The organism is Rhodovibrio sodomensis, from assembly GCF_016583645.1.
Classification (GTDB): Bacteria; Pseudomonadota; Alphaproteobacteria; order Kiloniellales; family Rhodovibrionaceae; genus Rhodovibrio; species Rhodovibrio sodomensis.
In genome coordinates, this window is the sequence record NZ_NRRL01000002.1 from 66,473 (window position 1) to 82,510 (window position 16,038).

Consider the following 16,038-nt stretch of genomic DNA (forward strand, 5'->3'; position numbering starts at 1 on the left):
ACCGCACGGCAGGTACGACGATGGCGTCCGGCACGGCGCAACGGATCGACATTACCGGCCTGACCGCCGACAGCCGGGCGGTCCGGGACGGCTATCTGTTCGCGGCCCTGCCCGGCACGCGGACCGACGGCCGGCGATTCATCGCCGACGCCGTCAAACAGGGCGCCCGCGCGGTGCTGGCGCCCAAGGGGACGCAGCTCGACGACGGCCTGGACGCGCGGTTGGTCGAGGCGGACGACGTGCGCAGCGCCTTCGCGCGTATGGCCGCGGCGTTCTACGGCCGGCAGCCAGCCTTCGTCGCCGCGGTGACCGGCACCAACGGCAAGACCAGCGTGGCCACGTTCGCCCGGCAGCTCTGGACGACCGCCGGCGCGCAGGCCGCCAGCGTGGGCACGCTGGGCCTGGTCCCGGCGATCGCCGACAGCCCGGGCAAGCTGACCACGCCGGACCCGGAAGCCCTGCACCGCTGCCTGGCGCAGCTGGCCGACCAGGGCGTGCAACGGCTCGCGATCGAGGCGTCCAGCCACGGCCTGGACCAGGCGCGCCTCGACGGGCTGAACGTGTCGGCCGCCGCGTTCACCAACCTGACCCAAGACCACCTGGACTACCACGGCACCATGGCCGCCTATCTGTCGGCCAAGCTGCGGCTGTTCAGCCACCTGCTGCGGCAAGACGGCACCGCCGTGATCAACGCGGATTCGCACTACGCGGCCGCGGTGGCTGAGACCTGTCGCGCGCGCCGGCTCGCCGCCTGGACCTACGGCGAGGCGGCGGACAGCGACCTGCGGCTGGTCGCCCGGCAGCCGACCCTAGCCGGCCAGCACCTGGAGCTCGAACTGTTCGGGCAGCACGCGCAGGTGCAGTTGCCGCTGGTCGGCAAGTTCCAGGCGATGAACGCGCTGGCGGCCCTCGGCCTGGCGCTGGCAGGCGGGCTCGACCGCGCGGCCGCGCTCGAAGCGATGGCGCGGCTGGAGGGCGTCCCCGGCCGCCTGCAGCGGGTCGCGGAGACGCCGTCCGGCGGCCAGGTGTTCGTCGACTACGCCCACACCCCGGATGCGCTTGAGACGGTGCTGCAAGCGCTGCGCCCGCACGTCGGCCGGCGGCTGATCTGTATCTTCGGCTGCGGCGGCGACCGCGACCGCGGCAAGCGCCCGATCATGGGCGAGATCGCCGCGCGGCTGTCGGAACAGGCGATCGTGACCGACGACAACCCGCGCAGCGAAGATCCGGCTGCGATCCGGCGGGAGATCATGGCGGCCGCCCCGGACGCGCGCGAGGTCGACGACCGCGCGCGGGCGATCACCGGGGCGATCGCCGAGATGGGCGAAGGCGATCTCCTCCTGATTGCCGGAAAAGGTCATGAAACCGGCCAAATCGTTGGCGATCAAACCCTGCCGTTCGACGACGCGGAGGTCGCGCGAGCGGCCATCGCGCAACAGCAGGCAGGACACCCATGACCGAGACGCTCTGGACCGCCCAAGACGCCGCCAAGGCGACCGGCGGCACCGCGACCGGCGACTGGACCGCGGCCGGCGTGTCGATCGACACCCGCACGCTTGAAGCCGGCGACCTGTTCGTCGCGCTGCGCGGGCCGTCGTTCGACGGCCACCGCTTCGCCGCCGACGCGCTCGCCAAGGGCGCGGCCGCGGTGATGACCGACCAACTGCCGGACGATCTGCCGGCGGACGCCGCGACCCTGCGGGTCGGCGACACGCAGCAGGGCCTGGAAGCGCTCGGCGCGGCCGGCCGGGCACGTACCCGCGCCAAGGTGCTGGCGATCACCGGCAGCGTCGGCAAGACCGGCACCAAGGAAGCGCTGCGCCACGCGCTCGGCCAGCAGGGCAAGACCCACGCCTCGGTCGCCAGCTTCAACAACCACTGGGGCGTGCCGCTGTCGCTGGCCCGCCTGCCCCAGAACGCCGCCTTCGCGGTGTTCGAGCTGGGCATGAACCACCCGGGCGAGATCGCCGGCCTGGTCCGCCAGGTCCGCCCGCACGCCGCCCTGATCACCACGATTGCGCCCGCCCATCTGGGCAACTTCGAGTCCGAGGAGGGGATCGCCGACGCCAAGGCGGAGATCCTGGAGGGCATCGTCGACGGCGGCACGGTGGTGCTGAACCGCGACAACCAGCACTTCGACCGGCTGGCGCACGCGGCCCGCGAGCAGGAGATCAGCCACATCGCCACCTTCGGCGAGCATCCGGAGGCGGGCGTGCGCCTGCTGGACGCCGATTGCCACGCCCATGCAAGCGACGTGCACGCCGTCGTGCACGGCCTGGAAGTCAGCTTCCGGATCGCCCTGCCCGGACGCCACTGGGTGGTCAACGCGCTGGGCGTGCTCGCCATGACGCACGCGGCCGACGCCGACGTGACCCGGGCCGCGGAGAGTTTCGCCAGCCTGGCCCCGGCGGCCGGACGGGGCGTGCGCCGGGAGATCCAACTGGCCGACGGCACGTTCGAACTGATCGACGACAGCTACAACGCCAACCCGACCTCGATGGCCGCGGCGTTCGACGTCCTGGGCCGCGCGGCGTTGGGCGCGCAGGGCCGGCGGATCGCCGCGCTGGGCGACATGCTGGAGCTGGGCCTGCATAGCGCCGACATGCACGCGGGTCTGGTCCAGCCGATCCAGCAGGCGGGCATCGACCGCGTGTTCACCTGCGGGGCGGAGATGGCCGCGCTCAACGCGGCCTTGCCGGAGCCGCTGCGCGGCGGTCACGCCGCGGACTCGGCAACCCTGGGCGAACTGGTGGCGGGCAGCGTGCAGACCGGCGACGTGGTGCTGGTGAAGGGCTCCGCCGGGGCCAGGATGGGCAAGGTCGTGGCCGCGCTGGATGCGCTGGATCGGGCCGGCAGCCACGGCGCGCGTTCGGGCCAGGAGGGCGGCCATGCTGCATAACCTCCTGACCCCGCTCGCCGACGAGTTCATCTTCTTCAACCTGTTCCGCTACCTGACCTTCCGGTCGGGCGCGGCGGTGCTGACGGCGCTGATCGTGTCGTTCGTGCTGGGTCCGGCGGTGATCCGCTGGCTGAAGAAGAAGCAGCGCGAGGGCCAGCCGATCCGCACCGACGGGCCGGAGGGCCACCTGGTCACCAAGCAGGGCACGCCCACCATGGGCGGCGTCCTGATCCTGCTGGCTGTTTCGATCTCGACCCTGCTGTGGGCCGACCTCGCCAACGGCTATGTCTGGGTGATCCTGTTCGTCACCACCGGTTTCGGCATGGTCGGGTTCGCCGACGACTACCTCAAGCTCACCCGGCGCAGCCACAAGGGCGTCTCCAGCCGGATCCGTCTGTCGGTCGAGATCGTGATCAGTCTGATCGCGGCGGTCTGGGTGATTCATCTGACCGGGCCCGAACTGGATACCGCGCTGGCGGTGCCGCTGTTCAAGAACGTGCTGTTCGAGCTCGGCTGGTTCTTCGTCGCGCTGATGGTGTTCGTCGTCGTCGGCGCGTCGAACGCGGTCAACCTGACGGACGGGCTGGACGGCCTGGCGATCGTCCCGGTGATGATCGCCGCCGGCTGCTTCGCCCTGATCAGCTATCTGGTCGGCAACATCGTGTTCGCCGACTACCTGCAGCTGCACTTCGTCGAGGGGACCGGCGAGCTGGCGGTGTTCTGCGCCGCGCTGGTCGGCGCCAGCCTGGGCTTCCTGTGGTTCAACGCGCCGCCGGCGATGGTGTTCATGGGCGACACCGGCTCCCTGTCGGTTGGCGGCGCGCTGGGCGGCATCGCGGTGATCACCAAGCACGAGCTGGTGCTGGCGATCATCGGCGGGCTGTTCGTGCTGGAGACCGTGTCGGTGATCGTCCAGGTCGCCAGCTACAAGATGTTCGGCAAGCGCGTGTTCCGGATGGCGCCGCTGCACCACCACTTCGAGAAGAAGGGCTGGCGCGAGGAGACCATCGTCGTCCGGTTCTGGATCATCGCCGCGATCCTGGCGCTGATCGGCCTGTCCACTCTGAAGCTGCGGTAGGGAGGAACCAGGCATGATCCCGCTTCCCTACATCGCCGGCTCTCGCGTCGCGGTGCTCGGGCTCGGGCGCTCCGGTCTGCAGGCCGCCAAGGCGCTGCAGCAGGCCGGCGCCGAGGTCTGGGCCTGGGACGACCAGGAGCACGCCCGCGCCCGCGCCGAGGCCGAGGGCGTGACGCTGAACAACCTGTACGAGATCGACTGGCGCCAGCCGGCTTGCCTGGTCCTCTCCCCGGGCATCCCGGACCGCCTGCCCAAGCCCCACCCGCTCGCCGCCGAGGCGCGGGCGGCGGGCTGCGAGATCGTCTCCGACATCGAACTGCTGGGCCGGGCGATGCCGGACGCGCGCTACATCGGCATCACCGGGACCAACGGCAAATCGACCACGACCGCGCTGATCGGCCACGTGCTGAACGCCAGCGGGGCGGATGCGCAGGTCGGCGGCAACCTGGGGCCGTCGGTGCTCGACTTCGCCCCGGTCCAGGCCGGCGGCGTCTACGTCCTGGAAATGTCCAGCTACCAGCTGGAGCGGACCGGCGCGATCACATTCGACGTCGCGGTGTGGCTCAACATCTCCGCCGACCACCTGGACCGGCACGGCGACATGGCGGGCTACGTCGCGGCCAAGCAGCACATCTTCGACCGCCAGACCCGTGCGTGCGCGGCCGTGGTGGGCGTCGACGACGCGCACAGCCAAGAGGTCTACGGCCGGCTGAAGGCCGCCGGCAGCCAGGACCTGATCCCGATCTCGGGCACCCGCGCGGTGTCGGGCGGGGTCGGCGTCCAGGATGGGACGCTGCTCGACGACATCGACGGCGCGCAGGCGCCGGTCCTGGACCTGGCGCAGATGCCGAGCCTGCCGGGCCAGCACAACTGGCAGAACGCCGCCGCGGCCTACGCCGCCTGCCGGCACCTTGGCGTACCGCCGCACGCGATCGCCGCCGGCTTCCAGTCGTTCCCCGGGCTGCCGCACCGGCAGGAGCCGGCGGCGACGATCGACGGCGTGGCCTTCGTCAACGACAGCAAGGCGACCAACGCCGACGCCGCGGCCCGCGCACTCGCGTGCTACCGCGCGATCTACTGGATCGCCGGCGGCCGGGCGAAGCAGGGCGGTCTCGCGGGGACGGAAGCCTACTGGCCGCAAGTCCGCCGCGCCTACCTGGTCGGCGAAGCGGCGAACGCGTTCGCGAAAAGCCTGCACGGCGAGGCCAACGCGCAGCTCTGCGGCACCCTGGACACGGCGGTGCAGCGCGCGTTTGCCGACGCCCGGGCGGACGGCGAACCGGGCGCGGTCGTGCTGCTGTCGCCGGCGTGCGCCAGCTTCGACCAGTTCGACAGCTTCGAGGCGCGCGGCGATCACTTCAAGGCGCTGGTCGGCCAACTGCCCGGCACCCGTGCGCAGATCGGCCGACGGCACCTGAGCGCGGAAGCTGGAGGTGCGGCATGATCACCGTCGCGCGCACCGACACGAGCACGCTGGGCGCCTGGTGGTGGACCGTCGACCGCTGGACGCTGGTCGCGCTCGGGCTGATCATGGGTTTCGGCGCGGTGCTGATCCTGGCCGCCTCCCCGGCGGCTGGGGAGCGGATCGGCTTGAGCGGATTCTACTTCGCCACCCGGCAGATGGTCTATCTGACCATGGCGACCGGCGTGACCTTCGCGATCTCGCTGCTGAGCCCGCTGTGGGTCCGCCGGCTGGGCGCTGTCGGCTTCCTGGGCAGCCTGGTGCTGCTGGTTCTGACCCTGCTGGTCGGCCCGGAGATCAACGGCGCGCAGCGCTGGATCGCCCTGCCCGGCCTGTCGATCCAGCCGAGCGAGTTCGTCAAGCCGTGCTTCGCCGTCACGGTCGCCTGGATGTTCGCCGCCCAGCGCGAGCGCAGCGGCATCCCTGGCGACGCGATCGCGATCGCCCTGTTGGTGGTGGTCGCCAGCCTGCTGCTGATGCAGCCCGACCTGGGCCAGACCTTCGTCGTCGCCGCGGTCTGGGGCGTGCAGTTCTTCATCGCCGGCCTGCCGATGGTCTGGGTGATCGCGCTCGCCCTGGGCGGCGTGCTGCTGGTGGTCGGCGCGTACTTCACGATGCCGCACGTCGCCGAACGGATCGACGGCTTCCTCAGCCCGCAGAACGGCAACCCCTACCAGGTCGAGCGCGCGCTCGAGGCATTCGAGCGCGGCGGCCTGCTGGGCCAGGGCCCCGGCGAGGGCACGGTCAAGCAGACGCTGCCGGACGCGCACTCGGACTTCATCTTCGCTGTCGCCGGCGAGGAACTGGGCGCGATCGCCTGCCTGATCATCATCGCCCTGTTCGCCTTCATCGTGCTGCGCGGCTTCTCCCGGATGCTGCAGGAGGACAGCCTGTTCGTCCTGCTGGCGGCAACCGGCCTGCTCGCGCAGTTCGGCCTGCAGGCGATGATTAACATGGCCTCCAGCGTCCACCTGATGCCGACCAAGGGCATGACGCTGCCATTCATCAGCTACGGCGGCTCCTCGCTAATGGCGATGTCGCTGGGCATGGGCATGGTGCTGGCGTTGACCCGCCGGCGCGTGAACCGGGGGGACGGCGTATGAGCGCGCGCACCGCGACCCGCGTACTGCTGGCCGCCGGCGGCACCGGCGGGCACATGTTCCCCGCCGCCGCGCTGGCGCGCGAGCTGCTGTCGCGCGGCCTGCAGCCGGTGCTGGTCACCGACAAGCGCGCCGGCGGCTTCGGGCCGGAGCTGGCGGAGCAGGTCGAGACCCATCACATCGCCGCCGCCGGGTTCGCCGGCGGCGACCTGTTCGCCAAGGCGAAGAGCCTGGGCCAGCTGGTGCTGGGCTACCTGCAGGCCCGGCGGATCGTGGCGCGCACCCGGCCCTCGGTCGCGCTCGCGTTCGGCGGCTACGCCGCGCTGCCGACCGGCCTCGCCGCCACGCACAAGGGCGTACGCCTGGTGCTGCACGAGCAGAACGCCGTGCTCGGCCGCGCGAACCGGATGCTGGCCGCGCGCGCCGATGCGATCGCGACCTCGTTCCCCGAGGTGCGCGGGTTGAGCGCGCCGGCGCAGGCGCGCGTCGTGCTGACCGGCAACCCGGTGCGCGAGTCGATCCAGGCGATCGGGCGCCGGCCCAGCGCGGTGGCCGACGACGCCGGCCCGCTGCGCCTGCTGGTGACCGGCGGCAGCCAGGGCGCGCGGGTGTTCAACGACCTGGTCCCGGACGCCGTCGCCCGCCTGCCCGAGGGGCTGCGCGAGCGCCTGCAGGTCACCCAACAGGTCCGCGGCAGCGATACCTCCGACGTGCGCGCGGCCTACGACGCCGCCGGCGTGGAGGCGGAGCTGAAGACCTTCTTCGACGATCTGCCCGAGCGCCTCGCCCGCGCGCACCTGCTGATCTGCCGCGCTGGCGCGTCGACCACCACCGAGCTCGCCGCCGCGGGCCGGCCGGCGATCCTGGTGCCCTACCCGTTCGCCGCCGACGACCACCAGACCGCCAACGCCGAGGCGCTGGCCCAGGCCGGCGGCGGCTGGCTGATGCCGCAGAACACCCTGACGCCGGACGCGCTCGCCGAGCGGCTGCAGTCGTTGTTCGAGACGCCGTCGCTGCTGACCCGCGCGGCGGCCGGCGCGCTGTCGTTCGCCCAGCCGGACTCGGCCAAGCGGCTGGCGGACCTGGCGCTCGAGGCGCAGGGCAACGGCGCCACCGGCGCCCCCTCGACCGGTAACAAGGAGGCCGCCGCATGAGGGCCATGCCGCTCGATATCGGCCTCATCCACTTCGTCGGGATCGGCGGGATCGGCATGTCCGGGATCGCGGAGATCCTGCACAACCTGGGCTACCAGGTGCAGGGCTCCGACATCGCCGAGAGCGCCAACGTCAAGCGCCTGCGCGCGCTCGGGATTACGGTCCGGATCGGCCATGCGGCCGACAACGTCGCGGGCGTCAAGGTCGTGGTGATCTCGTCCGCCGTGAAGGCCGACAACCCCGAGGTCCGCGCGGCGCGCGAGCGCTTCGTGCCGGTCGTCCGCCGGGCGGAGATGCTGGGCGAACTGATGCGCCTGAAGTGGTCGATCGCGGTCGGCGGGACCCACGGCAAGACCACCACGACCTCGATGATGGCGTCGTTCCTGGAAGCCGCCGACCAGGACCCGACGGTGATCAACGGCGGCATCATCAACGCCTACGGCACCAACGCGCGGCTCGGCTCCGGCGACTGGATGGTGGTCGAGGCGGACGAGAGCGACGGCACCTTCACCAAGCTGCCGTCGACGATCGCCGTCGTGACCAACATCGATCCCGAGCACCTCGACTTCTACGGCGACGTCGAGACGCTGCACGCCGCCTTCGAGACGTTCGTCGAGAACATCCCGTTCTACGGCTTCGCCGTGCTGTGCATCGACCACCCGGCGGTGCAGGCGCTGATCGGGCGGATCCGCGACCGGCGGATCGTCACCTACGGCGTCAGCCCGCAGGCGGACGTGCGCCTGACCGAGCTGTCGCAGGCGCCCGACGGCGCAACCTTCACGGTCGAGGTCGACGGCCGCGGCGAGCGTCCGTCGTCCAAGATGGCGGACCTGCACCTGCCCATGGTCGGCCAGCACAACGTCCTGAACGCGCTAGCCGCGATCGCGGTGTCGCAGGAAATGGGCATGACCGAGGCCCAGGTCCGCAAGGCCCTGTCCTCGTTCGCCGGGGTCAAGCGCCGCTTCACCAAGACCGGCGAGGTCGCCGGCGTCTCGATCGTCGACGACTACGGCCACCACCCGGTGGAGATCGCGGCGGTGCTGAAGGCCGCCCGCTGGGCCGGCCGCGGCAAGGTGATCGCGGTCGTGCAGCCGCACCGCTATTCGCGCCTGGCCAAGCTGTTCGAGGACTTCTGCACCTGCTTCAACGACGCGGATCAGGTGATTGTCGCCGACGTCTACCCCGCCGGCGAGGACCCGATCGAAGGGGTCGACCGCGACGCGCTGGTCGAAGGGCTGCGCGCGCACGGCCACCGGCAGGTGCTGGCGCTGGAGGGCCCGGACCAGCTGGCGCGCATGGTCCGCGACCACGCCCAGTCCGGCGACCTGGTGGTCTGCCTGGGCGCGGGCAGCATCACCAACTGGGCGCAGGCCCTGCCGCGGCAGCTGGAAACCCTGCAGTCGGGCGGAGGCACGGCATGATGGCCGCCGAACGCATCCAGCCGACCGCCGGGTTTGAGCCCGGCCTGATCGACCGCCTGCCGGCGGTGCGCGGCCGGCTGCGCGCGAACGCGCCGCTCAAGGACGTGACCTGGTTCCGGGTCGGCGGCCCGGCGGAGGTGCTGTTCCGCCCCGCCGACCGCGACGATCTGATCGCCTTCCTGCGGAACCGCCCGGCGGATGTCCCGGTCACGGTCCTGGGCGTGGCCTCCAACCTGCTGGTGCGCGACGGCGGCGTCCCGGGTGTGGTGATCCGCCTGCTGCGCGGCTTCGTCGAGATCCAGGCCGACGGCACCGATCTGCTGGCGGGCGCGGGCGCGCTCGACCTTAACGTCGCCAAGACCGCCCAGCAGGCCGGCATCGCGGGGCTGGAGTTCCTGTGCGGCGTGCCCGGCACGATCGGCGGCGCGCTGCGGATGAACGCCGGCGCCTACGGCACCGAGATCAAGGACGTGCTGGTCGGGGCCGAAGCCGTCCACGCCGGCACCGGCGAGGTGCGGACATTCGGCGTCGGGGAGCTCGGCTACAGCTACCGCCACGCCAGCCTGCCCGCCGACTGGATCTTCCTGTCCGCCCGCCTGCGCGGCCGGGACGGCGACGCGCCGGCGATCGGCGCGCGGATGGCCGAGATCCAGGGCCAGCGCGGCGACAGCCAGCCGATCAAGACCGCGACCGGCGGCTCCACCTTCAAGAACCCGCAAGGCCACAAGGCCTGGCAGCTGATCGACCGGGCCGGCTGCCGCGGACTGACGCTGGGCGGCGCGCAGGTCTCGGAGCAGCACACCAACTTCCTGATCAACATCGGCGATGCGACCGCGGCCGACCTGGAGGCGCTGGGCGAGGAGGTCCGCCGCCGGGTGTTCGAGACCAGCGGCGTGCAGCTCGACTGGGAAATCCGCCGGATCGGCGTCGCCGCCGGCGACGCTGGCGCAGGGGGTGCGGCATGACCCGGGTCGCGGTGCTCTACGGCGGCGTCTCCGCCGAGCGCGAGGTGTCGCTGAATTCCGGCAAGGGCGTTGCCGCGGCGCTGTACGAGCGCGGCTACGAGGTCCGCCTGATCGACGTCGGCCGCGACGTCGGCCAGCTGGTGAGCGAGCTGACCCCGCCGCCGGACGTCGTGTTCAACGCGCTGCACGGCCAGTTCGGCGAGGACGGCCGGGTGCAGGGCGTGCTCGACCTTCTGGGCATCAAGTACACCCACTCCGGCGTGCTCGCCTCCGCGCTCGCGATGGACAAGGCGATGGCGCGCAAGGCATTCGCCGCCGCCGGCATCCCGGTGTGCGAGGGCATGACGGTAAGCCGCGAGGCGATGCTCGCCACCCTCGACCCGATGCCCCGCCCCTATGTCGTCAAGCCGGTCGCCGAGGGCTCCAGCGTCGGCGTGCACATCGTCCAGGAAGGCGACAACGAGGCCCCGTTCGACGCCGAGGGCTGGACGTTCGGCGACTACGCGCTGGTCGAGCGATTCATCCCCGGACGCGAACTGACCGTGAGCGTGATGGGCGACCGGGCGCTCGCGGTGACCGAGATCCGGACCAGCCAGGGCTTCTACGACTACCGCAACAAGTACACCGCCGGGCAGAGCGAGCACATCCTGCCCGCGCCGATCCCGGACGACGTCTATCAGCGCTGCCTGGATCTGTCGGTCGAGGCGCACCTGGCGCTCGGCTGCCGCGGCGTCAGCCGGGCGGACTTCCGCTACGACGACACGCCCCGCGGGACCGGCGAATTGATCCTGCTGGAGGTCAACACCCAGCCCGGCATGACCGAGCTGTCGCTGGTGCCCGAGCAGGCGCACTACCTCGGCATCTCGTTCGGCGAGCTGGTCGAATGGTGCGTGGAGGAGGCGGCATGCGACGGCTGACCCTGCCCCTTCCCGGCAAGTCCAACCGCAGCCCGCAGGCGGCCGATGCGCGCGCCCAGCGCAAGCGCCGCGCCCGCCGGCAGGCGCTGCTGCGCCTGAGCGTCCGCGCCGGAGTGCCGGCGGTGCTGCTCGCCCTGGTCGCCGGCAGCGGCGTCTGGGCTTGGCAGAGCGGCTGGATCGCCCGGCAGGGCCAGCAGCTCACGCATGCCGCCGTCGATGCCGCGGCGGAAGCCGGGCTGAGGCTGGACCAGGTGGTGGTCAGCGGCCGCGAGCGCACCGAACCGGACGCGATCCTGGCCGCGCTCGGCATCCGCCAGGGCGGCCCGATCCTCGGCCTCGACCCGGCAAGCGCGAAGCGGCGGCTGGAGCGGCTGCCGTGGGTCAAGACCGCGACCGTGGAACGCCGCCTGCCCGGCACCGTGCGGATCGACCTCACCGAACGCGCGCCGCTCGCGCTGTGGCAATTGGACGGCGCGCTGTCGGTGATCGACCGCGCGGGCCAACGGATCGATCGCGCTGCGCCCGAAGCGCACGCGAATCTGCCCCTGTTGGTCGGTCCCGGCGCCCCGGCGCACGCCGAGAAGCTGCTCGCCCTGCTCGCCCGCGAGCCGGAGATGAATGCGCGCGTGAAGGCCGCCGTGCGGGTCCGCGACCGGCGCTGGAACATCGTGCTGCGCAACGGCGTGGAAGTGCAGTTGCCGGCCGAGACACCGAGCCGCGCCTGGTCCCGCCTGGCCGAGATCGAGCGCAAGTACGGCGTGTTGCAGCGCGACATCCGGATGATCGACCTGCGCCTGCCCGACCGGATGGTGGTGCGGATGGCGCCGGGCTCGAAACCGATGAGCGAACCGCGCGGCATCGGCGAGAGCACCTGACCGCCGTCATCCGATCCAACCCCAAGCCGCCGACGACGCCACGACCGCGACACCTCAAGACACAACGGACCGCCAAGCCACGATGAGACGGGTTCTCGCCAGCGCCAAGACCGGCACGATCGCCGCGCTCGACATCGGATCGAGCAAGATCTGCTGCTTTATCGCCCGGGTCGACGAGCACGGGCGCCCGCGCATCGTCGGCATCGGCCAGCAGGCCAGCCGCGGCGTTCGCGCCGGCGCGGTGGTCGACATGGAAGCCGCCGAGATGGCGATCCGCAGCGCGGTCGACGCCGCCGAGCGGATGGCCGGCGAGACGCTGGAGCAGGTCGTGGTCAACCTGTCGGGCGGCAATCCGGCGTCCGACACGGTCGGCATCGAGGTCTCGATCAACGGCCACGCCATCCACGACGCGGACCTGCAGCGCGCGCTCGAGCCGCACCGCCTGACCCACGCGCTGAACGGGCACGCCGGCCACGGCCGGGAGATCGTCCACTCGATCGCCACCGGCTACGCCGTCGACGGCACCCGCGGCATCCAAGATCCGCGCGGCATGTACGGCGAGCACCTGGGGGTGAGCATGCATGTCGTCACCGCCGCCAGCGGGCCGATGAAGAACCTGATGCACTGCATCGAGCGCTGCCACCTCGACGTCGCAGCGGTGGTGGTCAGCCCGTACGCCGCCGGTCTCGCCGCGCTGGTCGAGGACGAGACCGACCTGGGCGTCACCCTGATCGACATGGGCGGCGGCACCACCACGATCGCCGTGTTCGGCGAGGGCGAGGTGCTGCACACCGACGTCGTCCCGATCGGCGGCCAGCACGTCACCAACGACATCGCGCGCGGCCTGTCGACCAGCCGCGTGCACGCCGAGCGGATGAAGACCCTGTACGGCCACGCCGTCGCCGCCGCGGCGGACGAGCGCGAGACCATCGAGGTCCCGCAGGTCGGCGAGGAGGACAGCGGCGCCACCCAGCAGGTGCCGCGCTCGCTTCTGACCGGGATCATCCAGCCCCGGCTGGAGGAGACCTTCGAGCTGGTGCGCTCGCGCCTGGAGGCGAGCGGCGCCGAGCGAATCGCCGGTCGGCGCGTGGTGCTGACCGGCGGGGCGAGCCAGCTGCCGGGGATTCGCGATCTCGCGTCCCTGGTGCTGGACAAGCAGGTCCGTGTCGGCCGGCCGATCCGCGTGAACGGCCTGGCCGAGGCGACGGGCGGGCCGGCGTACGCCACCTGCGCTGGCCTGCTGACCTACGCAGTCGAGGCGGAAACGGCCGCGCCGCGCGCTTCGCGGCCGGAAGCAAGGGAGCCGGGCAACGTCCTCGGACGGCTCGGTCATTGGTTACGTGAGCACTTCTGACCCGCACAACCGCGAGACCATCAACCGGGCGGACGCTGGGTCCGGGAATGCCAGCCACCCGCGCCGGCCGCAGCAGCCGCCCGAAAGCAAGCCCGAGACACACGAACAACGCACGACCCATCAACCGGTGAGCCAACAGCAGGCGAGCCAGCAACACGCGACAGGGCCGCAAGCGATGCAGCCCGCGCACGATACGCAGCAGCACGAGACGGATCGGCCGGACCAGGACGGCCCGGCGACCCAGGAAACGGCACCCAATACGCAAGGGCCAACGGAGGCGAAGATGACCTTGAACCTGCACGCTCCGACCACCGAGGAGCAGCTCCAGCCGCGGATCACCGTCGTCGGCACCGGCGGTGCCGGCGGCAACGCCGTCAACAACATGATCAACTCCAACCTGGAAGGGGTGGAGTTCCTGGTCTGCAACACCGACGCCCAGGCGCTCGCCGGCTCGCAATGCCCGCAGCGCCTGCAGCTCGGCCGTAACATCACCCAGGGCCTGGGCGCCGGCTCCCGCCCGGATGTCGGCCGCGCCGCCGCCGAGGAGGCGATCGACGACCTGATGGCCCACCTCGACGGCTCCAACATGGTGTTCATCACCGCCGGCATGGGCGGCGGTACCGGCACCGGCGCCGCCCCGGTGATCGCGCGCGCGGCGCGTGAAAAGGGCATCCTGACGGTCGGCGTGGTGACCAAGCCGTTCCACTTCGAGGGCGTTCACCGGATGCGCCTGGCCGAGCAGGGCATTCAGGAGCTGCAGGAGTACGTCGATACCCTGATCATCATCCCGAACCAGAATCTGTTCCGGGTGGCGAACGAGAAGACGACCTTCGCGGACGCCTTCAAGATGGCCGACGACGTGCTCTACTCCGGCGTGCGCGGGGTCACCGACCTGATGGTCATGCCCGGCCTGATCAACCTGGACTTCGCCGACATCCGCTCGGTGATGACCGAGATGGGCAAGGCGATGATGGGCACCGGCGAGGCCGCCGACGAGAACCGGGCAATCTCCGCCGCGGAAGCCGCGATCTCCAATCCGCTGCTCGACGACGTGTCGATGAAGGGCGCGCGCGGCGTCTTGATCAACATCACCGGCGGCTCCGACATGACCCTGTTCGAGGTCGACGAGGCCGCCAACCGGATCCGCGACGAGGTCGACCCGGACGCCAACATCATCTTCGGCTCGACCTTCGACCAGTCGATGGACGGCACCATGCGGGTCAGCGTGGTCGCGACCGGGATCGACGCCGAGGAGGCCGAGCGGCCGAAGCCGGTGACCCTGTCCGTGGTGTCCGGCGGCGAGAAGCAGCAGGCCCAGCAGAACCGTCAGGCGACCCAGAACACCGCTCAGGCGGTTGCCGAGGAGCTGCGCCAGCAGCCCGCCAGCGCCAGCGCTCAGGAGACGGCCGAGATGCCGGCGATGGCGGCGACCGGCACCGACGGCGGCTACGCCGAGAGCCGGGACTATACCCAGCAGGCGACCGCGGCCGCGGCCCAGCCGGCCTACGGCCCGGCGGACGAGCCGGCGGAGCCGGAGGCGGCCCGGGAGGACGCCTTCATCGCCCCGGCCCCGGCGCAGGCGCCGCGCCAACCGAAGGCCCGGCAGGCCGACTACCCGGCCGAGGAACGCGCCCAGGCGGCCCGGACCGGCGCCGCGCAGAACACCGAGCGCGGCGGCGAGACCGGCCTCAAGCGCAAGGGCCGCAGCCTGTTCGCCCGGGTGACCGGGGCGGCGCGGTCGACCAGCACGGCCCCGGAGCGCGAGGCCCCGGCGGCCCCGCGCCGCGCCGAAGAGCCGACCCTGGCCACCGGTCAGCGGGCGGCCCAGCCGCAGGCCCGCCAGCCGGAGTCCCGACAGCCCGAGTCCCGACAGCCGGAGCCGCACCAGCCGGAGCCGGCGCGCGAGCCGGCCGGCGAGACCCGCACCCAGGCCCGGCCGCAGGCCGCCCGGGCCGAGGCGCGGCCGGAGCCGCAGCGCGAGAGCAGCCAGCCGCGGCTGTCCGGCCTGGACCCGGCGGATCGTCACGACCCGGCGCAGGACGACGACCAGCTGGACATCCCGGCGTTCCTGCGTCGGCAGGCGAACTAGAGCAAAAGCGATGAAGATCGAGTCGACCTTGATCGTGAATTTGGCTCTGACTGCTCGAGGAGAGAGCAAGAGTCAGCTGAAGGTGGCTTCACCTTTCAGCATCTTGCTCTAACCAAGGAGTAGGTCCGGGGCTGCGGCGATTCCGCGCCGCAGCCCCGGTTTCCGCGGCGCAACACCGCAACGGCAAAGGGTCGACGGCGCGAAGAGTTCTACGATAGGATTAATTCCAGCGGTTTGACCGATCTCATGCGCCGACGGCGACACCCCGCGCGGCGCGCTCACATTTGCCTAATAACTCGTTGTTCTTCAGGGATTTTTTCTGAAACACGCTGTAACAAAGAGTGATTTGAGGCGACTCAGCGCGACCCCTACATTCGTGCGCAAGATTTACCCTAATCCGGGACGTATAATCGAGGGGTCCTGCCGGCGAGACCGGCGGCGTTCGGACCGAACGGTTGGCGTTCCAAGGAGTAAGCGGCGACGGGGCCGCCAAGGCACCCGGGCACACACGCATACGAGACCAGACGACAAGCCACGATAAGGCGACAGAACAACAAGGCCAATACGACCGGCACCGGCGCCCCGCGCGGGCAACCTACCGGCCGGATCGCAAACGGCCTCAAGACGAGACTCGACGGGGGGAGCGCAGCCCTGCGGCACGGCCGATCGGAGGATCGCCAGACGGGGCTGCGAAGCGGCAATCGGACGAGACCTGTTACCTTTG

General features: G+C 71.5%; 12 protein-coding genes. All 12 read left to right on the forward strand.

All coding sequences use genetic code 11. The features are described from left to right. Positions 1 to 20: 20 nt before the first annotated feature. The 12 genes from CKO28_RS02060 (at position 21) to ftsZ (ending at position 15,314) form a co-directional block, all read left to right on the forward strand. Positions 21 to 1,457: a UDP-N-acetylmuramoyl-L-alanyl-D-glutamate--2,6-diaminopimelate ligase gene (locus CKO28_RS02060; protein ID WP_242480297.1), complete on the forward strand. Its 1,437-nt coding sequence runs from the start codon at positions 21 to 23 to the stop codon at positions 1,455 to 1,457. After that, positions 1,454 to 2,899 (forward strand): UDP-N-acetylmuramoylalanyl-D-glutamyl-2,6-diaminopimelate--D-alanyl-D-alanine ligase, encoded by a 1,446-nt coding sequence (locus CKO28_RS02065; protein ID WP_200338873.1) that lies wholly within the window; start codon positions 1,454 to 1,456, stop codon positions 2,897 to 2,899. The genes CKO28_RS02060 and CKO28_RS02065 overlap by 4 nt, the downstream gene beginning before the upstream one ends. Further along, positions 2,889 to 3,977: a phospho-N-acetylmuramoyl-pentapeptide-transferase gene (gene mraY, locus CKO28_RS02070; RefSeq protein ID WP_200338874.1), complete on the forward strand. Its 1,089-nt coding sequence runs from the start codon at positions 2,889 to 2,891 to the stop codon at positions 3,975 to 3,977. The genes CKO28_RS02065 and mraY overlap by 11 nt, the downstream gene beginning before the upstream one ends. Before the next feature lie 13 nt (positions 3,978 to 3,990). Further along, positions 3,991 to 5,421, forward strand: coding sequence for a UDP-N-acetylmuramoyl-L-alanine--D-glutamate ligase (murD, locus tag CKO28_RS02075; protein WP_200338875.1), 1,431 nt, complete (start codon positions 3,991 to 3,993; stop codon positions 5,419 to 5,421). Then, positions 5,418 to 6,542, forward strand: a complete 1,125-nt coding sequence (gene ftsW / locus CKO28_RS02080) for a putative lipid II flippase FtsW (RefSeq protein ID WP_200338876.1) — start codon at positions 5,418 to 5,420, stop codon at positions 6,540 to 6,542. The genes murD and ftsW overlap by 4 nt, the downstream gene beginning before the upstream one ends. Then, positions 6,539 to 7,693 carry an undecaprenyldiphospho-muramoylpentapeptide beta-N-acetylglucosaminyltransferase gene (gene murG / locus CKO28_RS02085; RefSeq protein ID WP_200338877.1) on the forward strand — a complete coding sequence of 385 codons (1,155 nt, stop codon included), beginning with the start codon at positions 6,539 to 6,541 and terminating at the stop codon, positions 7,691 to 7,693. Before ftsW ends, murG begins: the two co-directional genes overlap by 4 nt. Further along, complete coding sequence (gene murC / locus CKO28_RS02090; RefSeq protein ID WP_200338878.1) at positions 7,690 to 9,114, forward strand: UDP-N-acetylmuramate--L-alanine ligase; 1,425 nt, start codon at positions 7,690 to 7,692, stop codon at positions 9,112 to 9,114. The genes murG and murC overlap by 4 nt, the downstream gene beginning before the upstream one ends. Further along, positions 9,111 to 10,079: a UDP-N-acetylmuramate dehydrogenase gene (gene murB / locus CKO28_RS02095; protein ID WP_200338879.1), complete on the forward strand. Its 969-nt coding sequence runs from the start codon at positions 9,111 to 9,113 to the stop codon at positions 10,077 to 10,079. Before murC ends, murB begins: the two co-directional genes overlap by 4 nt. Then, a complete protein-coding gene (locus tag CKO28_RS02100; RefSeq protein WP_200338880.1) occupies positions 10,076 to 10,996 on the forward strand; it encodes a D-alanine--D-alanine ligase in 921 nt (306 codons plus the stop codon). The genes murB and CKO28_RS02100 overlap by 4 nt, the downstream gene beginning before the upstream one ends. Further along, positions 10,984 to 11,871, forward strand: a complete 888-nt coding sequence (locus CKO28_RS02105) for a cell division protein FtsQ/DivIB (RefSeq protein WP_200338881.1) — start codon at positions 10,984 to 10,986, stop codon at positions 11,869 to 11,871. Before CKO28_RS02100 ends, CKO28_RS02105 begins: the two co-directional genes overlap by 13 nt. An 82-nt stretch (positions 11,872 to 11,953) precedes the next feature. Then, a complete protein-coding gene (gene ftsA, locus CKO28_RS02110; protein WP_200338882.1) occupies positions 11,954 to 13,225 on the forward strand; it encodes a cell division protein FtsA in 1,272 nt (423 codons plus the stop codon). A 127-nt stretch (positions 13,226 to 13,352) separates the two neighbouring features. Further along, positions 13,353 to 15,314, forward strand: coding sequence for a cell division protein FtsZ (gene ftsZ, locus CKO28_RS02115; RefSeq protein WP_437127603.1), 1,962 nt, complete (start codon positions 13,353 to 13,355; stop codon positions 15,312 to 15,314). Positions 15,315 to 16,038 lie beyond the last annotated feature (724 nt).